The following is a 21,477-nucleotide window of genomic DNA, read 5'->3' as shown; positions in this document are numbered from 1 at the left end:
AGGAGACGACGATGCGAACAATCGAAACCGACGTTCTGGTGATCGGAGCGGGGATGGCCGGCCTCACCGCCGCGACCCGCTCACTCGACCGGGGCAGCTCGGTCGTCGTGGTGGAGCAGGCCGAATCGGTCGGCGGGTCGGCCCGGTACGCCGGTTACGCGTGGACCGCGCCCACCCGTGCGGTGATGGACGTGGTGAATCCGGACGGCGATCCGGCACTGCGCCACGCACTGGTCGACGGTTTCGCCGACGCGATCGGCTGGATCCGCGCGCTCGGTGTGCACTGCGCCGATCCGGTCCCGGTGCTCCGCTACGGAATCGGTCACCAATTCGACACCAACCAGTACATCGACGAATGCCGGCGCCGGATCACCGCGTCCGGGAAGCTGTTCACCGGCACCGAAACCCTCGAATTGCTGACCCGCGGCAACGCCGTCGCGGGCGCGCGGGTGCGTCGCCCCGACGGCGCGGAAATCGAAATACACAGTAAGGCCGTCGTTCTCGCCACCGGCGGTTTCCAGGCCGATACCGAGCTCATCGCCGAGCACATCCATCCGCAGGCGCCCGCGATGCAGCTCCGTTCCAATCCCACCAGCGCGGGCGCCGGGCTGCGCCTTGCCGGGAGTGTGGGGGCCGCGACCGGTACCCCGCGCTCCGGTTTCTACGGGCACCTGGTTCCCACCGGTGTTCCCTTTCGCGACCCCGCCGATTTCGTAGCGCTGTCGCTCTACTACAGCGAACACGCACTCCTGTTCAACCTGGACAATCAGCGGTTCACCGACGAAACCCTCGGCGACCACCTCACCGCCATGCGGCTGCTCGAGCAACCGGAGGCACGCGGCCTGCTCGTGGCCGATGAGCGGGTGTACCGCGAATGGGTGCTGGGCAGCTACGTCGAAGGCGCTGTCGCGGTGGACAAATTCGATCTCACGCAACGCCGTGGGGGCCGCTGCGGAACCGCCGACACCCTGGACGATTTCGCCTACCTCCCCGCGGAATGGGGCTACGACGGGGCCGCGATCGCCGAACAGATCAGGGCCGTCGATTCCGCCGGGGCCGCGGTACAGCCCCCGCGCACCCACGATGCCCTGCCGCTGGACCGGGGCCCCTACTACATCATCGAAACCTGCCCGGCGCTGACCTTCCCGTTCCACGGCATCCGTATCGACGCCGCTGCCCGCGTACTCTCCGCCACCGGCAGCCCGATCGCTGGCCTGTTCGCGGCGGGATCCGATATCGGCGGCCTCTACCACGACGCCTATGCGGGCGGAATCGCACCGGCCCTGGTCTTCGGCCTCGCCGCGGCCGATACCGCGGCCGGGCGGCCGGTCCCGGTCTGAGGCGACGGCGCTCGACGCCGCTGCGGACGCACCACGATTCCAGTGCAGGATCTGATCGCGGTCGATACGCGGCGCGGGGCGGAACTCGGTACCGAGGGTGAAGGCACGCGGAATGAGTACGGATCCGCCCGGTTCAGTCGATCGGGTCGCGGACGATGGGGCAGGTCATACAGTGACCGCCGCCGCGTCCGCGCCCGAGTTCGGCGCCGACGATGGTGATCACCTCCACCCCGGCCCGGCGCAAGGCCGCATTGGTCTGGGTGTTGCGGTCGTAGGTGAACACCACTCCCGGTTCCAGCGCGACGGCATTGTTGCCCGAATCCCACTGCTGCCGTTCGGAGGCGTAGAAGTCACCGGCGGTCTCGACGACGCGCAACGCCGGCAAACCGAGTGACCTCGCGACCACATCGACGAAGGGGGTGCCTCGTTCGTCGGTGATCTCGACACCCGGCGCGCTGTCCGACGGCCGCAGGGTGAAGGGATGGATACCGTCGACGATCCCGGGGTGGACGGTGACCAGATCGCGGTCGGCGAAGGTGAAGACCGTATCCAGGTGCATCGCGGCCCGCAGCTTCGGCATCCCGGCCACAACGACCTGTTCGGCCACCCCCGCCTCGAACAAGGCCTTCGCCAGCTGGGTGATCGCCTGCCGGGAGGTGCGCTCGCTCATCCCGACGAGAACGGTGCGGTTCCCGACCGGCATCACATCACCGCCTTCGAGGGAGGCCTGCCCCCATTCCTTTTCGGGATCACCCCACCACACGGTCGACTCGGCGTAGTCGGGGTGGAACCGGTAGATCGCCTTCATCAGCAGTGTTTCGTCGTGCCGGGCCGGCCAGTACAGCGGGTTGAGCGTGAGTCCGCCATAGATCCAGCAGGTCGTATCGCGGGTGTAGAGGGTGTTCGGCAGTGGCGGCAGCAGGTATTCGGGATTGCCCAGCGACTCCCGGGCCAACGCCATATAGCCGGTGCGGAAATCCGGGGGCAGATCCACGGTGGACAGTCCGCCGATCAGGAAACGCGCGAGTTCGCGGGCCGGGAGCGTGTCGAGATAGGCCCTGGTGTTCTCCACCATGCCAAGCCCTACCCGGTTCGCGATGATCTTCCGATCGAGCAGCCAGGTGCGCGCCGCCGGGTCGGCCATGGTCTCGGCCAGCAGATCGTGGAGTTCGACGACCTCGACGCCGCGGTTGGTCAGCTTGTTCACGAAGTCGAGGTGGTCGCGCTGCGCGGCCTCCACCCACATGACATCGTCGAAGAGCAGTTCGTCGGAATTGGTCGGAGTCAGCCGCTCGTGCGCCAGGCCGGGCGAGCAGACGAGTACCCGGCGCAGCCGGCCGACCTCGGAATGCACGCCGTACCGAGGTGATTCGGGGTTCGCGGTCATTACGCTACCTTCCGTCGGCTCGTTCGGGGCACCGGATCCGGCGCCGGTCACAGTTCGATCCAGCCCGCCACCAGGGCAACGATCCCGAGTACACCGCCGATCGCGACCAGTGCGAACAACGCGGCTTCGGCGGGTGTGAACACCGAGCGCCCCTGATCCCGGCGTGCGCGGACGAAGAGAAATGTCGCGGGCGCGTAGAAGATGAGGGATACCAGGACGAATCGCAAACCCGCCGCGTACAGCAGGAACGCGGTATAGAGCGTGGCGAGTACCGCGACGGCCAGGTCGCCGCGCCGGGTGGCCGCACGTTCCTCGGTATACGTTTCGCGGGTGAGACAGAGCTTCAGTGCGTACAGCGCGGCCAGCAGGAACGGGATCAGGGTGAGCGAGGCGGTGAGATCGAGGGCGAAATCGAAGGCGTCCTCGGAGAACATGGTGATCACCAGGACGGTCTGGGAGAGGGCGGTGCTGAGCAGCAGGGCGTTGACGGGGACGTCGCGGTCGGTGGAACGTCCCAGGAAGCGCGGCATATCGGAATCCTTGGCCGCCACGAAGAGAACCTCGGCGGCCATGAGCGCCCAGGCCAGATAGGCGCCGAGGACCGAGATGATCAGTCCCGCACTGACGAAGGCCGTTCCCCACGAACCGACCGCCACTTCCAGTACCCCGGCCATCGACGGCTGGCGCAGCTGCGCGATCTCGCTCATCGGCATGATGCCGTAGGACACCACCGTGACGGAGGCGAAAATGGCCAGCACGCTGAGAAAACCCAGAAGCGTCGCCCGGCCGACATCCTCGCGCCGCCGGGCGTGCCGGGAGTACACACTCGCACCCTCGACCCCGAGAAAGACGAATACGGTAACCAGCATCGTGCCGCTGACCTGATCGAACAGCGAGCCCGCGTAGTCGGCGCCGCGGAAGTTGTCGGCGAAGATCCGCGGATCGAGCAGGAAAACGGCGAGCAGGACGAAGACGATGATCGGCACCAGTTTCGCCACTGTGACGATCCGGTTGATCGCGGCGGCCTCCTCGGTTCCGCGCCGGATCAGCAGGAAGAACGACCACAGCCCGATCGAGGACAGCGCGACCGCGATCAACGTGTCGCCGGAGCCCAGCGCGGGGATCCACTGCCCGAGGGTGGACATGATCAGGACCCAGTAGGTGACGTTCCCGACGCAGGCGCTGGCCCAGTAGCCGGCCGCCGAGTAGAAACCGACGAATTCGCCGAAGCCGGCTTTGGCGTAGGCGTACACACCGGCATCCAGATCCGGTTTGCGCACCGCCAGCCGCTGGAACACCAGGGCCAGCATCAGCATCCCGGCCCCTGCGATCGTCCACGCGATCAGCGCGCCGCCGACACCGGTCTCCTGCGCGAAGCGACGCGGCAACGAGAAGACGCCCGCCCCGACCATCGATCCGACAACCATGGCGGTGAGTGTGAGAACCGTGACTTTCGCCGCCCGCTCCGGCACCTGCTGCTGGGTCATCGCCACGACCTCTCCGCTCGCCTCACCACCCGGTACTGCAGCTCATTCGTCGACGCTCATCAGTGATGATGCATCATCACGGCCCGGCCCCGGATCAAGCGGAGCGTTTGCCGATGGGGTGTCGGAATATCGCGAGCCTGCGGCTCGGCCGGGCCCACGGAATCGCGGGCGGAGGTCAGGAGCGGCGCGCGGCCCAGACTGTCACGGTGAACAGCAGGACACCGGCGGCGGCCAGCCCGGCGCCGACCAGCGTCGGCGCCGTATAGCCGTATCCGGCGGCGATCACCAGTCCGCCGAGCCAGGCGCCCGCGGCATTGGCGATGTTCAGTGCGGCATGGTTGAGGGCGGCGGCCAGGGTCTGCGCGTCGGCGGCCACATCCATCAGCCGGGTCTGCAGCCCGGGGGCCAGCGCGGCACCCGTCGCTCCGACCAGCAGCGCGCCGATACCGGCGGTGATCGGATTGTGCGCAGCTGCCACGAAGCCGAGCAGCACCACCATCATTGCGCCCATCGCGACGAAGATCGACCGGTCCACGCCGCGGTCGGCGAGGATCCCGCCGCCGATATTGCCGAGCACCATGCCGACACCGAACAGCATGAGCACCACCGGCACCAGCCCCGCGCCCATACCTGCCACATCGGTGAGGGTGGTGCTCACGTAGGTGTAGACGGCGAACATGCCGCCGAAGCCGATCGCGCCCACGGCGAGAGTGAGCAGCACCTGGGGCCGGCGCAGCGCACCGAGTTCGGTGAGCGGGTTGGTGATGACGATCGCGGTCAGCGGCGGCACGAACCGGGCTATCGCCAGTACGGTGGCCGCGCCGATCACCGCGACCAGCACATAGGCACTGCGCCAGCCGAGGTTCTGCCCCAGCCAGGTCGCGGCGGGAACCCCGAGTACGTTGGCGATACTCAGCCCGAGCATCACCGCGGCGACGGCCTTGGCCCGCTGACGCGGGGGCGCCAGCGTCGCCGCGGCCAATGAGGCGACGCCGAAATAAGCGCCGTGCGGCAGTCCGGCCAGGAATCGCGCGCCGATCATGGTCTCGAAGTTCGGCGCGAAGGCCGAGGCGATATTGCCGATCGTGAACGCGGCCATCAAGATCATCAGCAACCGTTTGCGCGGTACCGCGGCGCAGGCGGCGGCGATCACCGGCGCACCGAACACCACACCCAGCGCATATGCCGAGACGGCGTGCCCGGCGGTCGGCTCGGAAACGGAGAACGAGCTCGCGATATCCGGGAGCAGGCCCATGGTGACGAACTCCGTGGTGCCGATGCCGAACCCGCCCAGCGCCAGCGCCAGCATGGCCGGGATATGCCAGCCGGTGCGCGCGGTGGTGGTGGTGGGGTTCGTGGCCGGACCGGTAGCGGTAGAAGTCACGCTCCGGTGTAACAAGCCCGGGGCACGGGGGGTTCCGGGCCACGTTGTGAGTTGGGGCACGCCCCGGAACCTCCGGGCCGGCGTCGCCGGGCCCGCGCCGGTCAGCCGGCCGAGAACTGCTCGGTGGCCGCCCGGCCGGCATTACCGGTCCGGCGCAGGAAATCGGCGATCACGGCGAGTTCGGCCTCGCTGTAACCGTCGCAGACCTCGTCCATCAGGGCGTTCATTCCGGCGTACTGGCGGAACAGTTCCGCATTGCGTCCGGGCACCGCCCGCACACCGACCGCGCGACGGTCGGCGGCGTCCCGTTCCCGGACGATCCAGCCGCCCCGTTCCAGCCGGTCCAGGATTCCGGTCATGGTGGCGGGATGCAGGCCGGCGAGCCGGGCGAGAGCGCTGGGCCCCAGGGGCCCCTGTCTGCTCACGATATCCAGGCAGTCGAGGTCGACATCCTTGAGTTCCACCTGTGTGCCCACCCGGTGATTGAGCAGCGACAACTGGACCCGTAGCTCGCGCAGGGCGTCCTTGACGCCGACGATCAACCGTCTGCGTTCCCGCGCAGAGCCCGCCTCCGCCTTGGTCATATTCCCCTCACATGATCCGGAACCCTGATGATACGGATCCGATCGGGCCCACTGTCCGCGACGGCCCGGCCACCTCCGCGATCACGAGCCCTTGCCAGAATGGTTGAATTCGTATTATATGGTTTTCATACTTTCAGAATCACGGAGTCAAACGGATACGCGCCCTCGATTCCACATCCCGCAGGCACCGGTTCCGCGCGACTGAAAGAAGGAAGATCATGCGAATCGTCATCTTCGGCGCGAACGGCCCCACCGGCCGCCTGCTCACCGCCCAGGCCCTCGCCACCGGCCACGAGGTTGTCGCCTTCACCCGTCGGCCCGGCGAATTCCCCCTCGCCCACGACCGGCTCCATATCGCGGGCGGCGACGTCCACGACGCCCGAGCGGTCGAGGACGCGGTGGCCGGTGGTGACGCCGTGCTGTCCGCACTGGGTGTCCCGTACGGACGCGCACCGATCAGCACCTACTCCGAAGGGGCCGCCAATATGGTCGCGGCCATGCGCCGCCACGGGGTCCGCCGGCTCGCGGTGGTCTCGTCGAGCGCTGTCGACGCCCGGCCCTACGCCGACGCGGGTTTCCTGTTCAACCGGGTGCTGCAACCGTTCATCACGCGCTACCTCGGCAGAACCCTCTACGACGATATGCGCGCGATGGAAGCACTGGTCACCGCCTCCGACCTCGACTGGACGGTAGTCCGGCCGAGCGGCCTGTTCGACCTCCCGCAGGTGAGCGACTACGAGATCGCCGAGGAGCGCGCCGAGGGCCGGTTCACCTCCCGCGCCGATCTCGCGGCCTGCCTGTTGCGGGTCGCCGGAGACGACCGGTACGTGCGCACCGTCATCGGTGTCGCGACACCCGAGAACAACCCCACGATGCTGGAGCTGATCCGCGCCGAAGCGCTCGGCAAGAGCTGATCCACACCGGACCGTGGGGCGGCGCCGAGGCGCGGGGATACGATCGCCGGGGAAACCCGAGACGAACACGGCGAGGACGGTGGATGAGCGACCTGGATATCCGCGATACGACGGTCGAGGGTCCGCGGGGCCCGGTGCCCATTCGCGAATACCTACCCGCCGCGACGGATCCCGACGCGCCACCGCTGCTGTGGGTGCACGGCGGCGCCTTCGTCTCCGGCGGACTCGACCAGCCCGAATCCCATGAGGTCGCATCGCGGATCGCCGGAACCGGTCGCCGGGTACGAACCGTCGACTACGCGCTGGTCCCCCGGTTCCGGGTCTGGGGCCCGCCGAAACTACGCCCGTCCGGCAACCGCTACCCCGCGCCGTTGGACGATGTACTGGCCGCGGCCACCGACCTCATGACCCAGCAGCCGCGGATCGTGCTCGGCGGCGCGAGCGCCGGCGCCTGCCTTGCCGCTTCGGCGGCGTTGCGACTGCGCGACCGGCAGGCCGAACCACCGGCCGGACTCGTCCTCGCCTATGCCACCCTGCACGCCGAGCTTCCGGCACTGCCGGATGCGGTGCGGGCGCGGGTGGGCGGCCGGCACCGCCTCTACACATTCTCGCCGCATGTCATCCGGCGCATGAATCTCAACTACACCGGTTCCACCGAACTACTCCGGGATCCCGAGGTATTTCCCGGCGGCGGGAAACTGGCCGGACTGCCGCCGGTGCTGCTGCTCGATGCCGCCCACGACACCCTGGGCGCGTCCAGCACCGCGTTCGCCGGCGAGCTGACCGAGTCCGGGGTCGCCGCCGATCACATCGTGGTCCACGCGTCCAGGCACGGATTCCTGAACCGGCCCCGGTCCCGCGCGTTCCGGGAGGGAACCGGCGCGATCGCCGACTGGCTCGCACAGCAGCGGTAGCCGAGTACCGGCAGGCCTCGAGGCTGCCGGTACTCGCCTCGTCAGCGTGCTGTGACGGGCTGCCCCTCGGTGGGATGGACGCCGTACTGATCGGTCTCCATCAGATGGGCGATATCGCGACCGGCCGGGGTCATGGTCAGCGAGGCGCGGGTCTCGACCAGGAAGGCACGGTATCCGGGCTGCACGTTCTCCTCCGGGCCCTGATGCAGCAGCCCCTTCGGAGTCCAGGTCACGGTTCCGGGCGTATCGACCGACCCCCATGGCGACGGCCCCATCGCGTAGCAGATCACCTCGTCGAAATCGGCGTTGTGGTGGATGGGTGGCCGGGTACTGTGCCGGCTGCCGGTGCCGAAGACGAAATCGTGACCCGAGGTGCTGCTCATCAGGCGGGCCGGCGCCAGACCGCCCTCCGCGACACCGAGACCCTGGACATGCTCGATATTGAAACGCAGCACCAGCGGAGCGCCCAGCGCGTCGAGACAGGGAATGGGATCGACATCGTAGAAATACGAGGTGAAGGTCTCGCCGGTGCGGACGACCACCTCGTATTCCTCGTCGGTCGGCAGTCCCGGCCGACCGTGCGGGACCGGGCGATCCAGGTGCAGGTCGGGGTTGAACGTGCCGGGGGCGCCCTCGGGGTCGAGACGCAGTTCGCTCGCGGTGACCACGACGAATTCGCTGATCTCCTCGGCGATCTCACCCCACCGATAGGTGACCGCGCGCGGAATCAGGACGAAATCGCCGGTGCGGACCTCGAGGGTGCCGACCTCGGTATCGAGTTCGCCCCGGCCGGAAACGATGTAGTGCAGCTCGTCGGCCCAGACGTTGACGTAGCCGAAAGTCGTTGCCGCCGAGCGGCGATTCAGTTCGAAGGAGATGCCCTCGCCCTGCAGGATGGGCACCGATAGGGCCTTGGGTTCGGCGAATACGCCGGCCGGCAGGTCCCAGGTGTGGAAGCGCCGCGGCACGTAGTCACCGCGGGCACGTAGGAACCGGGGCCGGTACTGGGCCCGGACGATGGTGGTGTTCGGACCGGCGAAACCGTTGCGGGAGAAGAGCTCGATGTTGGGCGCCAGGACTTCGTCCGGCATGCAGCACCTCCGAAATTCGTTGTGCCACAGATCCTAGACCCGGGACAGGGTGTCCGCGCACTTTTGCGAACTCATCGTTGCCGGTTGCCGGATCGCGACCTTCGCGCTCCCGCGGGATCGGCCTCAGGGCCGGAACGGCGGGACCGGCAGATCGTCACCGAAGATATCCGGAAGGTCGCGCACCACGCTGTCCGGGAACGCCGCCGCCCGCTTCTCCAGGAACGACGAAACCCCTTCCTTCGCATCGGCACTGGCGCCGCGGCTGCGAATACCCCGGGACTCGATCCGGTGCGAGATCATCGGATGGTCGGCGCCGAGCCCGCGCAGCAGCATCTGCCGCGAGAGCGCCACCGAGACCGGGGCGGTGTGCTCGGTCAGGCTCCGCGCCAGCGCGTAGGTCTCGTCCAGCAGGCTTTCCGCCGGATACAACCCGTAGAACAGTCCGGCCTCGTAGGCCTCGGCCGCCGCCACGATCCGGCCCGAGTACACCCAGTCCAGGGCCTTCTGCACGGGGACCAGGCGCGGCAGGAACCAGCTCGAGCAGGATTCCGGGACGATACCGCGGCGGTTGAAGACGAAGCCGATCTTGGCGGTGTCCACCGCCAGCCGGAAATCGGCGGCCAGGGTCATGGTGATACCGACCCCGACGGCGGGACCGTTGATCGCGGCGATGATGGGTTTGCGGGATTCGAACATCCGCAGGACCACTTCCCCGCCACCGTCGCGGAAGTCCGCGGCGTCCTGGCCGTCGGGCGCGACGAAGGTTTCCGCTCCGGCGGACAGATCCGCTCCCGCGCAGAAGGCGCGGCCCGCGCCGGTGATGACGACGGCGCGGACCGCGTCGTCGCGGTCGCAGGTGTCGAACGCCTCGATCAGCTCCCGGCCCATGGCGGTGGTGAAGGCGTTGAGCTGGTCGGGGCGGTCGAGGGTCAGGGTGGCGACGGAGTCGGAGACATCGAGGCGAATATCGGCCATAGGGGACAGCATGCCATCCGTGTCCCGGATCCGGGACCGGCACGGTTGTGCCCGCCCCGCGATACGGGACGGGCACAACCGGGGACGAACTCCTACGGAGTGGTCGGGCGGCACGCCGGATGCTCCGGCGGGCACGGCGACAGAATGGTCGAGAAGTACTGGAACGCGGCGAAAACGGCCACCGGACCACCGATCAGGAAGGCGCCGATGATGCCGCCCGCGGCGCCGAGCGCCGCCGCTCCCGCCACACAACCGCCGATCGTGGCGCCGACGAACGGCACCAGCAAAAGCGCGACCGGGCTCGAGACCAGCGCACCGGTCGCGGCGCCCAGGACACAGCCCAGGCTGCCGCCGATCACCGCGCCGACGGCACCGGCGATGGCCGCGCTCATGGTCGCGCGCTGCGTGAACACTCCGAGCGCCTGCATATCCCGCGGCGTGAACTGTTCGGCGATCTCCTTACCCGCCTGCTCCGGCGTGATCACCGGGGCGTTCACCGGAGCCACCGGCACCCCGCCGTCGCGCTGTGGGGTGAGCACCGCGGTGCCGCCCTCGACGGTCGCCGCGATCGGAAAGGCGACATTGTCCTTGCGGTAGGTCAGCGGCACCGTGGTCAACGGGGTGTCGTCGACGGCCTTCAGGATGAGCTGATCGCCGGCCACCTGCCATTTGCCGTTCGTCGCCACCACCGCCGAATCACCCTCGTGGGTGATCTCGTAGGTGAGCTCGCGCGGCGCCGGAGCCGGCTGCGCCGAGGCGGGGGCCACCGTCGCGCCGAGGGCCGCCACCGCGATCGCGGCGGTGACAACGCTGGTTCTGAGTTTCATCGTGACTGTCCTCATCGGTTGATATCGAGGCGGCCGTCGGCGCAGGATTGCGCCGCGGACGTTGTGGGGGGATTCCGTCATCGACCGGCGGTATCGACGAGATCGCCGGCGAGCACCCAGCGGTCCCCCTCGAACCGCTGAATCTGCATGGCCTCCATGGGATATCCGTCGCCTTCGCCGGTCTTCAATGTGATACCGGGCAGCAGGAGGTCGATTTCGACGTCGTTCAGCGAGCGCATCGCGTCGCGCAGGCCCTCGCGGGTCTTACAGGAGGCGGCGTCGAAGGTCTTGTGGAAGCTCTGCGCCATCGCCCAGCCGACCAGGGTGTAGCCGTCGTCGGGGTCGGCGTCGGGGACGTACCGGGCCAGTTTGTCGCGGTACAGCTTCATCCCCGGGTCCTCGGCCCACTGCGGATCGGCCGGATCCTTCACGAATACCGAGGTCACCACATTCTGGACGTTCGGGAGCCCGACCGGGGTCAGCACGCTCATGGTGCTCGACACCTGGGACAAGATGTGCAGGGGATTCCATTCCGGATTCCGGGCGTCTGCGGCCAGTGTCTGCGCCGCGAATTTCGGGGTCGCGAAATTCAGCAGGACGTCGGTCTTGGAACCGGCCAGGTTCCGCAGCTGCGGATCCACGGTGGGATCGGTGACCTCGTAACTCTGTTCGGCGACCACCCGGACGCCGCTACCGGCGGTGCCTTCCTTGAAGCTGGCCAGCAGGTCTTTGCCGAAGTCGTCGTTCTGGTAGATCACCGCGACGGTGGCGTCGGGCTTCTGTTCCTTGACGTAGCCCGCGAAGATCCGGCCTTCGGCGTGATAGCTGGGCTGCCATCCGATCGTCCACGGATGGCCCTCACCCACGCCCCACTGGGTCGCGCCGCCGGCCACGAAGATCTGCGGCACCTCCCGCTGGTTCAGGTAGTCCCAGACCGCGGCGGAGGTGGGGGTGCCGAGGGTGGACAGCATCGCGAACACCTGGTCCTGTTCGACCAGGCGCCGGGTCTCCTCCACGGTTTTCGGCGGCTGGTAGCCGTCGTCGCGCAGCAGATAGTCGACCTGGCGTCCGTCGATACCGCCCTTCTCGGCGTTGACATAGGCGAAGTAGGCCTGCATTCCCTTCGGCAGTTCGGCGTAGGCCGAGGCCGGACCCGACAGCGGGAACACACCACCGAGTTTCATACCGGTATCGGTGAGCCCGGTGGTCTGCTGGCCTTGGCAGTCGCCGGAGGCGACGGCGCTGTCCCCGTCGTCACGGCTACCGCAGCCGGCCACCGCGAGCAGCACGGCGGCCGCGGCCGCCACTGCCTGTATCGCTCTAGTGCGCATGCGTTCTTCCTTTCCGGGCCCGGTGTCCGAGCCAGTGCGCCGCCCGGCCGACGAGTCCGGCCAATCCATTCGGCGCGAGGTACATGACCGCGATGATGAGCAGCCCGAAGATCACTCCCGGCGCGGCTTGATTGACGTCCTGGGCGAATGTGGGGACGTACATGACGAACATCCCGCCCAGCAGGGGCCCCCACTGTCCGCCCAGGCCCCCGACGACCAGGCCCGCCAGCAGGGTGATGGACAGGGTGAGCGTGAACGAATCCGGTGAGACGTAGCCGATCACCCAGATGTAGACGCAGCCCGCGGCACCGGCGAACATCGCGCCCCAGGCGAAGGCCAGGGTTTTGTAGAACGCGGGCCGCACACCGGTGACCTCGGCGGCGATCTCGTTGTCGCGGACCGCGTGCAGCGCCCGGCCGACCCGCGAACGCAGCAGCCCCGCGACGAGCAGATAGCTCACCCCGGTCACCGCCAGCGCGAGGAAGTACAGCCACTGGTCCTCGGCCAGTCCGGTCCAGGCCGGCGGCCGCGGTTTGTCCAGGGTCAGGCCCATAGATCCGCCTGTCACCGATTCGAACCGCTTCAGCAGCGGTACCAGGAAGATCGCGATGGCCAGTGTCACCAGCGCCAGATAGAGACCGCGCAGGCGCAGCGCCGGCACACCCAGCCCGATCCCGAGCACGAAGGCCACCGCGGCCGCCGCCGGGAGAGTCAGCGGGTAGGGCGTATCCCAGCGATCCATCATGATCGCGGCGGTATAGGCGCCGACCGCGAAGAAGGCCCCGTGGCCGAGCGATATCTGCCCGGTATGTCCCACCAGCAGATTCAGCCCGAGCAGCGCGACCGCGTAGATCATCGCCAGCGCCAGCTGGAAGGTATGGAAGGGGGCGAGTTCGAACGGCGCCCAGCAGGCCGCCACCACCACGACCGCCACCGCGACCGAGGACGCGCCGATCCGGATCCGTCGCGGCCGCGGCGCGCCGGTGCCCGCCTCGCCGGCCGGCGTGACCGGCGCCGCCGGTACGGGCTCCACCGTGCTGTGCCGGATTCCCATATCGCTCATACCCTTTCCACCGCCGGAGTGCCGAACAGGCCCTGCGGACGCACCAGCAGCACGCCGAGGATGATCACCAGCGGCACGCCGATCTTGAGTTCCGTGCCGATGACGTCGAGATAGGCTCCGGCCAGCGTTTCGGCGACTCCGACGATGAGCCCGCCCGCGACCGCGCCACCGGGACTGTCGAATCCGCCGAGGGTGGCGGCGGCGAAGGCGTAGATGAGAACGCCGCCCATCATGTTGGGTTCCAGGAACAGCAGCGGCGCCGACAACACCCCGGAGACCGCGCCGACGGCCGCGGCCAGGCCCCAGCCCAGCGCGAGCACCGTGCCCACCCCGATCCCCACCAGTCGCGCGGACTGCGGGTTCGCTGCCACCGCCCGCATGGCCAGACCGGTGCGTGTATAGCGGAACAGCAGGTACAGCAGGCCCATCACCACCGCGACCACGGCCAGGATGCCGAGGTTGCCGTACCCGGCACCGACCTCACCGACCCGCAGCATTCCCTCCGGAAACGGGTTGGGAAACGATTTGAGCTGATACGACCAGATCCAGCCGGCCGCGGCGTTGACGACGAAGAACAGGCCGACCGTCACGATCACGAGGGTGAGCTCCGGCGCGCCTTCCACGGGCCGGATGACAACGCGTTCGATGAGCATCCCCGCCGCGAAGGAGATCGCCAGGGTGACCGGGAGCGCCAGCCAGAACGGAGTTCCGGCCTGGACCAGCTGCCAGGCCAGGAACGCGGAGAACATGGCCAGCTCGCCCTGAGCGAAGTTGACGATTCCGGTGAACCGGTAGATGAGGACGAGGGCGAGGGCCAACCCGGCGTACAGGGCGCCGGCACTCAGACCTTCGATGATCTGTTGGAGGAATCCGGTCACGGCTACACCCGGTATCCGAGATAGGACTGCGCGACCTGTTCGTTCGCCGAGATATCGGCGGCGGAACCGGACAGCACGATGCGCCCGCTCTCCAGGACATGCGCCCGGTGCGCGGCGCGCAGGGCGAGATGAGCGTTCTGCTCGACGACGATCACGGTGGTGCGTTCCTCTGTGTTGATGGTCTGCACGATGCGGAACAGCTCCCGGGTCACCAGTGGGGCGAGCCCGAGCGACGGTTCGTCGAGCAGCAGCAGGCGCGGCCGGGACATCAGGGCGCGGCCGAGGGCGAGCATCTGCTGCTGGCCACCCGACAACCGGCCCGCGGTCTCGTGCAATTTCTCCCGCAGGATCGGGAAGTAGTCGAAGACGCGACGCAGATCGGCTTCGGCACTCCCGCGATCGCGCCGCGAATAGGCGCCCAGCCGCAGGTTCTCCTCGACCGTCAGCGGCGCGAAGGTGCCCCGGCCCTCCGGAACGTGGGCCACACCCATACGCGCCAGCTTCTCCGGCGCCCGGCCGGTGACCTCGGTGCCCGCCAGGACGACCGAGCCCCGGGTGCGGACCATCCCCGACAGCGCGCGCAGCAGGGTCGTCTTTCCGGCGCCGTTGGGTCCGAGGATCGCGCAGATCTCGCCGGCGGCGACCGAGAATCCGATCCCGTGCAGGACCTCGCCGGCGCCGTAGCCCGCCGTCAGCCCGGTGACAGCGAGGAAATGGTCACGCTCCGCTACCTCCTCCGGGCCCCACTCGCTCATGCTGTATCCATCAGGCATGCGCGAGGGCCCTCCGTGGTCACGCTCCGCTACCTCCTCCGGGCCCCACTCGCTCACGCCGCGGTCCCCAGGTAGGCCTCGATCACGGCGGGATCGCGCTGGACCGCTTCGGGTGCGCCGTCGGCGATGACCCGGCCGAACTCCAGGCAGACGACACGGTCGCAGATACCCATGACGAAGCCCATATGGTGCTCGACCACCACGACGGTGAGGTCGAAATCGACGCGCAGGCCGGCCAGCAGGTCGGCGAACTCACCCACTTCCCCGTGGCTGAGCCCGTTGACCGGCTCGTCCAGCAGCACCATGCGCGGACCCGCGGCGAGCGCGCGGGCCAGCTCGATCCGCTTCAGGGTCCCGAACGGCAGGCCGGCCGCCGGATGGTCGGCGACATCGTGCAGATCCAGTCGCTCCAGCAGGCCGTCGACCTGGTCCCGGAGCGTACGTTCCTCGGAGCGCACACCCGGCAGGAACAGGCCCGCCGTGAGGAATCCGGCCCGCGCCCGATGGTGCGCCCCCACGAGCACGTTGTCCCGGACGGACATACGGGTGAACAGGCCCAGGTTCTGGAAGGTACGCGCGATACCGAGGCGCGCCAGGAGATCGGGGCGCACCGTGAGCAGATCGGTCCCCAGGTACCGCATCGTGCCCGCGGTCGGCGCGCAGCGCCTGGTCAGACAGTTGAACAGGGTGGTCTTCCCCGCGCCGTTGGGCCCGATGAGGCCCACCATCTCACCGGCGGCGACGGCGAATCCGACGTCCTCCAGGGCCGTGATACCGCCGAATCGAACGGTCAGGCCGGATATCTCGAGCATGAGTCCTCCGGGTCGGGAGCCGGACCGAAAGACTGTGCGGCAGCGCACAGTCCGCTGTACCGGCTATGGGTCAGGCCAGCGTAAGAGCGCACCGAATGAAACACATCAGCCGTTGCGTCCCAATTATCGACCGGGAAGTTGTCCGCCGAGGACAAGCGAACTGCGCATATTTTGATACATCTACCGCTATGTGTTGACATTCCCATCGGCTGCGTGGACCATCCGACTATGTCTGCTGGATCACAGTCGATCGCCGCCGCGCTTCCCGGACCGGTACAGGCGGCACGCACCCGGATCGTCGGCACCATCTACGACCGCGCGGACGAGATCGCCGAACTGGGCAGCTCCGCCATCCTCGCCCAGGTCCCCGGGTACGCCGGCCGCGACAACGACTTCCGGGCCGATGTCCACGAGCAGGTCGCCCGCCTGTGCCGCACCGGCCTCGGCGCGCTCCTGGACAAACGCCGGGTCACCGCGGCCGATCTCGCCGCGACTCGGCGCGCGGCGGTACGCCGGGCCCAGTCCGGGGTTCCGCTCACCGACTACATCACCGCGTTCCGGCTCGGCCAGCAGGCGTTCTGGAAAACCCTCGTCGCGCAGGCCGGGGACTCACCGGCCGCCCGGGAGGCCACCCTGGCGATGGTCCTACCCCTGACCAGGTACTGCGACCTCATCAGCTCCCAGGCCACCCACGCGTACCTGGAGTTCCAGCAGCATCAATCCGCCGAGGCCTCCCGCGACGGCCGCGATCTGCTGGAATGTCTGCTCGGCGGCGCGCTCCCGGACCGTGGACCGCTGCTCGACACGGCCGCCGCGCACGGCATCGGCCTGGCCGCCGCCGAACGACTCGTCGTGGTCGCGGCGACCGTCTCCGAACGCCCCGATCGCGACGGCATCCTCGTCTCCGAAACCGAGGCGCCGAATATCGTCGCCGCCGCCCTGGCCCGGACCGGCGTGAACGGGCATCGGACCCTGGCCGTCGTCCGGGAATCCGATATCGTCGCCGTCGCCGGCCTCGGCCGCACCGGGACCGTCGAGGACCTCTGCGCGCGCCTGCGCCGCACCCACGACACCCTCGCCGGCGAGGGGATGACGGTATCCCTCGGCGTCAGCACGGTGCTCACCGGCGCGGCCGAACTACCGCGCGGACGCCAGGAGGCCTGCACCGCACTGGATCTGGTCCCCGAAGGCGGTGGCGTGACCGCACTCCCGGAACTGAGCCCCTTCCGGTACCTGGTCCTGAATTCCGACGACACCGCGCGCGGCCTCGTCGATCCCCGGGTTTCGCGGACCCTGGCCGACGACCATGCCAAGGGCGCGGTGCTCGCCGAGACCATCCATGCCTTCGTGGCCGCGGATATGAATCTGCGGGAGGCGGCCGATGCGCTGCGAATCCACCACAACACGGCCAAGTACCGCCTGCGGCGGATCCAGCAACTCACCGGACGCAATGTCCGCCGCGTCACCGATCTCGTCGAACTACTGGTCGCCATCGAACTGCGGCACACTCCGGCGCCGGTCCGCCGCGAGCGCTGATCCCACCCCGACCGGCGGGGAACGCCGGTGCCGGAGGAGGTTCCGCATCCGGCACGGCCCGCGCGCACGGCCGGAATCCCCGCACGACCACGGCATCGAGCCGGTACCGAGATCGCGATAGCTCTGGTGCTCACCGCCGATCTTGCGCATACTCTGTGCGAGGCAGCATCGCTGCCGCAACCCTCGGCGCCGAATTCCTCGGCGCCGAACGGATCTCTTACGGGGTGGTAACCATGACCGACCTTGCAATGCGCGCGTATACCGGGCACAGACCGCGGTTCCTCCGAGTGACGCCGGTGCTGGCGGCCGCGGCGCTGGCCGCGGCGATGATCACCGGCTGCACCTCCACGGACGAGGGCACCGATTCGGCCGGGCCGCCGGCTTCGGCGCCGCTGCCCGATGCCTCGCAGATCGTGCAGGAATCCGCCCGCACGACCCAGACGCTGCAGGCGGTCCATCTCGATCTCGAGGTGAGCGATCTGCCGGATCTCCCGGTGGAGACCGTATCCGCCGATGTCACCAATCAGCCGCAGGGCGCCGGTCAGGCCATGGGGACCGCGCGGGTACGCACCGCGCCGGAGGAGCCTTTCATCGACGCCGAGTTCATCGTGGTCGACAAAACCCTCTACACCGCCGCGGGCGACGCGGCGTACGCGCCGGTGGGCCCGGCCGAGAAGATCTACGACCCGGGCGTGATCCTGGACAAGGACAAAGGCCTGGCCCATGTGATCGCGCAGGTCCAGAACCCGAAAACCGAAGGCCGGGAAACGCTCGACGGTATCGACGTCGTGAAGATCTCCGGGACCATCGACTCCGCGGTGATCGACCCCATCGTCCCGCGCTCCGGCGAGGGCGGCGGCAGCTTCCCGATCACCCTGTGGATCGCCGATGTGGCGCCGCCGGAGACCGGCCAGGCGCCCAAACCGTCGGAGGAGGCCTCCCCCGGTGACGGCCCGAACCTGGTCCGCGCGGTGGTCGACAAGGCGCCCGGCACCATCCAGGTGACGCTGTCGAAATGGGCCGAGCCCGTCGAGGTCGTCAAGCCGCAGGGCTGATTCTTCCGTCTCCGCCCGGCGCCGGTTCCCGGCGCCGGGCGGTACGGACGTATCCGGTGCCGCCCGCGCAGAGGCGGCACCGGATACCCGTTCCGGTCCGATGACCGGCCGCACCCGTCGGCGCTGTCGCCGACGCCTTCGAGTATTCGTCGAGCGGGAGCCGAGGCCATGCGGAAAGCATTGGCGCACAGAGTCATCCGGCCGACGTTTCGACACGATCCGCGTACCCCGTATTCGCACCGGTTCGGCGCCGCGCGCGTGCCCGCCGCAGACGATACGAGGACACCCTGATCGGCGGGCCCACCGCCGATCGGCAACAAAGGAATGACATGACGACCAGCGACCACGCGGAGGTCGGCGACCGATCCGAGGCATTGCCGGAGGACGAGTTCCGCAGGCCCCCGCGGCCTCCGGGCCGGCCCCCGATTTCGAATGTCTGGGTATACAACGGCAAAGCCTATGACCTGAGCGACTGGATCTCCAGGCATCCCGGCGGGGAATTCTTCATCGGGCGCACCAAGAATCGCGATATCACCTCGATCGTCGGCTCCTATCACAGGGAACCGGAGCGGATCGAACGGATGCTCGCGCGTTACGCATTGGATCGCGACGCGCTTCCCGAGGATATCCATCCGACGAACAACGCGCCCGATTTCCTCTTCAAGGAGGGGTTCGACAGCCGGCGCGACACCCCGGAATACGATTTCTCCGATACCGGCGATCTGCTCCATCGGATCAAGGCCCGTTTGAAGGAACCCGCCGTGGCCGCGCGGATCGCCCGGATGGACCGGCTCTTCGATATCGTCGCGATTCTGCTCGTCATCGCCTACTTCGCCGTACAGGGGCTCCGGCTGGCGGTTCCCGCCTGGATGCCGTTGCCGCTGTTCGTGATCGCCATGGTCGTCCTGCGCAGTTCGCTCGCCGGATTCGGCCACTACGCGATCCACCGGGCGCAGAAGGGTATGAACAAGGTCTTCACGAATTCGTTCGATATCAACTACGTGGCACTGTCGTTCGTCACCGCCGACGGGCACGCCCTGCTGCACCATCCGCATACGCAGAGTGAAGTCGATATCAAGAAGAACGTCTTCACCATGATGATGCAGATACCGCGGCTCTATCGGATACCGGTACACACCGTGCACAAGTTCGGGCACACCGTCACCGGTATGACCATCCGGCTGCTGGATGTGGTCCGGCTGACCCGCAAGGTCGGGGTCAAGGAGATGTACGGGTCCATGGGGGGCGCGCTCCCCCATTTCCTGGGTTCCTTCGGGGTGCGTTTCCTGCTGGTCGCCGAGCTCGTCGCGTTCATCGTGGCGGGTGATTTCTGGGCCTGGGCACTGCAATTCGTCGTCACACTGTGGCTGAGCACCTTCCTGGTGGTCGCCAGCCACGATTTCGAGGTCGGCACCGAGGATCTGCCGGTTTCCGATACCGGCGACTGGGCCGTACACCAGCTGGAACAGGCCTACGACCTCACCGTGGTCGGCAACCGGTATATCGACTGTTTCCTCTCCGCGGGGCTGAGCCCCCATCGCGTCCATCACGTATTGCCCTACCAGCGCAGCGGTTTCGCCAATATCGCCTCCGAGGACATCGTCCGCGAAGAGGCCGCGAAATCCGGGGTGGCCTGGCTGCCGCCGAAGAGTTTTCTCACGGACCGCTTCCCGAAACTGTGCCGGACCTATCTGTTCTCGCGCTCGCGCGACGCACAGGAGCAGGGCTGGGGTCCGGTACGCGAACACCTGTCTCCGGCCGCGTGGAAAACCTGCGGGGTCTACATGGCGCAGGGATTCACCGGAATCGGCACCGTCTGATTCGTTCACGCCGGCGCCGCCCCGATCGATCAATCGGGGGGCGGCGTCGCCGGCTCCTTTCCCGAAAGGAAGAAATCGTGTCCTTGTCCCTCGATATCGACGGGTTCACCCCGGCCGGTCACCATGCCCCCGGCGAACTCGACCACAGTCCGCTACCGCCCGCGCCGCCGACGACCGTGGGTGTGATCGAAGCCGTGGCCACGGGATTCCCCGCCGCGACTGTCGCTCAGCCGGAGGCCGCGGCACGGGTCGCCGCCCTGTTCGACGACCCGAACCAACGTGAACGGATCGCCCGGATCTACGATCGGACCCGGATCGATACCAGGCAGCTGGCAGTGGACCCGCTCGCCCCCGAATTCCTGGAATTCGGCCGCACCCGGGGCACCGTCCGCACACGAATGAATCTCTTCTACGACCACGCCGTGCCGCTGGCCGTGGACGTCGCGCGCCGGGCACTGGCCGGGTTCGACGATCCGGCCGAGGAGATCGGGCTGCTGGTCTTCGTCACCAGCACCGGTCTGCTGGCGCCGGGCGTGGATATCGCCGTGGTGCGCGAACTCGGCCTCGCTCCGGCCGTGCACCGGATCACGGTCAATTTCATGGGCTGCGCGGCGGCCATGAACGGAATCCGGACCGCGATCGATTACGCACGGGCGCACCCGGACAAGAAGGCCATGGTGATCTGCCTGGAGCTGAGCTCGGTGAACGCCGTTTTCGCCGACGATGTGAACGATGTGATCACCCACAGCCTCTTCGGAGACGGCTGCGGCGCGGTGGTGGTCGGCGCCGCCCCGGTGCACCATCCGCTGGCCGCCGGCACCGTGGTCGTGCGCGATACCTTCAGCCACCTGTTCGACGACGCCGCGGACGGCATCGTGCTGGGCGTCGGTCCCGAGGGCATCACCTGCGAACTCGCCGAGGATCTGCCCCGCTACATCCTGCGCGGTGTCGACCCGGTGGTCACCCGGGTCCTGGCCCGCCACGGGCTGGCCAAGTCCGATATCGCGCACTGGGCCATCCACCCGGGCGGGCCCAGGATCATCTCGGAATCGGTCCGCTCGCTGGGGATCGATCCCGGTTGCGCCCGGACCAGCTGGGATATTCTGTCCCGATTCGGCAATATGCTGTCCGTCTCGCTGATCTTCGTGCTGGAACGGATGATCGGTGACACCGCGGCCACCGGTGGTCTCTCCACCGGCGTGGCCTTCTCCTTCGCCCCGGGGGTCACGCTCGAGGGCCTGATCTTCGATATCGTCCGGCGCTGATCCAGCGACCGGCCGCCGGACGCGTCTCCGCGCAGAGAGCG

At 68.3% G+C, this 21,477-nt stretch carries 19 protein-coding genes; 7 read left to right on the top strand and 12 right to left on the bottom strand.

Translation table 11 applies throughout. The features are described from left to right. Positions 1-11 precede the first annotated feature (11 nt). Complete coding sequence (locus ACZ6SF_RS03965; protein WP_466060473.1) at positions 12-1,340, top strand: FAD-dependent oxidoreductase; 1,329 nt, start codon at positions 12-14, stop codon at positions 1,338-1,340. A 133-nt stretch (positions 1,341-1,473) separates the two neighbouring features. Here ACZ6SF_RS03965 and ACZ6SF_RS03960 read toward each other — a convergent pair whose 3' ends face one another. From ACZ6SF_RS03960 to ACZ6SF_RS03945, 4 genes are all read right to left on the bottom strand, one after another. Continuing rightward, the gene (locus ACZ6SF_RS03960; protein ID WP_466060472.1) at positions 1,474-2,727 is read right to left on the bottom strand and encodes an arginine deiminase; all 1,254 of its coding nucleotides are present in this window, start codon (positions 2,725-2,727) and stop codon (positions 1,474-1,476) included. Between the two features lie 47 nt (positions 2,728-2,774). Then, the gene (locus tag ACZ6SF_RS03955) at positions 2,775-4,214 is read right to left on the bottom strand and encodes a basic amino acid/polyamine antiporter (protein ID WP_466060471.1); all 1,440 of its coding nucleotides are present in this window, start codon (positions 4,212-4,214) and stop codon (positions 2,775-2,777) included. A 175-nt stretch (positions 4,215-4,389) separates the two neighbouring features. Beyond that, entirely contained in the window at positions 4,390-5,598 is a 1,209-nt protein-coding gene (locus tag ACZ6SF_RS03950) for an MFS transporter (RefSeq protein WP_466060470.1), read from the bottom strand. A gap of 101 nt (positions 5,599-5,699) precedes the next feature. Then, positions 5,700-6,182, bottom strand: a complete 483-nt coding sequence (locus ACZ6SF_RS03945; RefSeq protein WP_466060469.1) for a MarR family winged helix-turn-helix transcriptional regulator — start codon at positions 6,180-6,182, stop codon at positions 5,700-5,702. Between the two features lie 218 nt (positions 6,183-6,400). Between ACZ6SF_RS03945 and ACZ6SF_RS03940 the strand changes: the two genes are divergently transcribed. Continuing rightward, a complete protein-coding gene (locus ACZ6SF_RS03940) occupies positions 6,401-7,096 on the top strand; it encodes an NAD(P)-dependent oxidoreductase (protein WP_466060468.1) in 696 nt (231 codons plus the stop codon). A gap of 83 nt (positions 7,097-7,179) precedes the next feature. Next, on the top strand, positions 7,180-8,010 hold the full coding sequence (locus tag ACZ6SF_RS03935; protein ID WP_466060467.1) for an alpha/beta hydrolase: 831 nt from the start codon (positions 7,180-7,182) through the stop codon (positions 8,008-8,010). Positions 8,011-8,051: 41 nt separating this feature from the next. Here the strand turns inward: ACZ6SF_RS03935 and ACZ6SF_RS03930 are convergent, their stop codons facing one another. The 8 genes from ACZ6SF_RS03930 to ACZ6SF_RS03895 form a co-directional block, all read right to left on the bottom strand. Continuing rightward, complete coding sequence (locus ACZ6SF_RS03930) at positions 8,052-9,101, bottom strand: AraC family ligand binding domain-containing protein (protein ID WP_466060466.1); 1,050 nt, start codon at positions 9,099-9,101, stop codon at positions 8,052-8,054. A 123-nt stretch (positions 9,102-9,224) separates the two neighbouring features. Further along, on the bottom strand, positions 9,225-10,076 hold the full coding sequence (locus ACZ6SF_RS03925) for a crotonase/enoyl-CoA hydratase family protein (RefSeq protein ID WP_466060465.1): 852 nt from the start codon (positions 10,074-10,076) through the stop codon (positions 9,225-9,227). Between the two features lie 92 nt (positions 10,077-10,168). After that, a complete protein-coding gene (locus ACZ6SF_RS03920; protein ID WP_466060464.1) occupies positions 10,169-10,903 on the bottom strand; it encodes a DUF8020 domain-containing protein in 735 nt (244 codons plus the stop codon). A gap of 77 nt (positions 10,904-10,980) precedes the next feature. Further along, entirely contained in the window at positions 10,981-12,234 is a 1,254-nt protein-coding gene (locus tag ACZ6SF_RS03915; protein ID WP_466060463.1) for an ABC transporter substrate-binding protein, read from the bottom strand. Further along, entirely contained in the window at positions 12,224-13,297 is a 1,074-nt protein-coding gene (locus tag ACZ6SF_RS03910) for a branched-chain amino acid ABC transporter permease (RefSeq protein WP_466060462.1), read from the bottom strand. Before ACZ6SF_RS03910 ends, ACZ6SF_RS03915 begins: the two co-directional genes overlap by 11 nt. Beyond that, on the bottom strand, positions 13,294-14,175 hold the full coding sequence (locus ACZ6SF_RS03905) for a branched-chain amino acid ABC transporter permease (RefSeq protein ID WP_466060461.1): 882 nt from the start codon (positions 14,173-14,175) through the stop codon (positions 13,294-13,296). Before ACZ6SF_RS03905 ends, ACZ6SF_RS03910 begins: the two co-directional genes overlap by 4 nt. Positions 14,176-14,177: 2 nt before the next feature. Next, entirely contained in the window at positions 14,178-14,930 is a 753-nt protein-coding gene (locus ACZ6SF_RS03900; protein WP_466060460.1) for an ABC transporter ATP-binding protein, read from the bottom strand. Between the two features lie 71 nt (positions 14,931-15,001). Then, positions 15,002-15,760, bottom strand: a complete 759-nt coding sequence (locus ACZ6SF_RS03895) for an ABC transporter ATP-binding protein (protein WP_466060459.1) — start codon at positions 15,758-15,760, stop codon at positions 15,002-15,004. A gap of 228 nt (positions 15,761-15,988) precedes the next feature. On the opposite strand from ACZ6SF_RS03895, the gene ACZ6SF_RS03890 reads away from it, so the two are divergent. From ACZ6SF_RS03890 to ACZ6SF_RS03875, 4 genes are all read left to right on the top strand, one after another. Next, positions 15,989-17,296: a PucR family transcriptional regulator gene (locus ACZ6SF_RS03890; protein ID WP_466060458.1), complete on the top strand. Its 1,308-nt coding sequence runs from the start codon at positions 15,989-15,991 to the stop codon at positions 17,294-17,296. Between the two features lie 233 nt (positions 17,297-17,529). After that, entirely contained in the window at positions 17,530-18,351 is an 822-nt protein-coding gene (locus ACZ6SF_RS03885; protein ID WP_466060457.1) for an LppX_LprAFG lipoprotein, read from the top strand. Between the two features lie 329 nt (positions 18,352-18,680). Then, positions 18,681-20,171, top strand: a complete 1,491-nt coding sequence (locus ACZ6SF_RS03880) for a fatty acid desaturase (RefSeq protein ID WP_466060456.1) — start codon at positions 18,681-18,683, stop codon at positions 20,169-20,171. A gap of 77 nt (positions 20,172-20,248) precedes the next feature. Next, positions 20,249-21,436, top strand: a complete 1,188-nt coding sequence (locus ACZ6SF_RS03875) for a type III polyketide synthase (RefSeq protein ID WP_466060455.1) — start codon at positions 20,249-20,251, stop codon at positions 21,434-21,436. Positions 21,437-21,477 lie beyond the last annotated feature (41 nt).

Source organism: Nocardia sp. NPDC049935 (assembly GCF_055586645.1).
The sequence above is the reverse complement of the archived record's forward strand: the minus strand, read 5'-3'. Positions and strand labels throughout refer to the sequence as shown.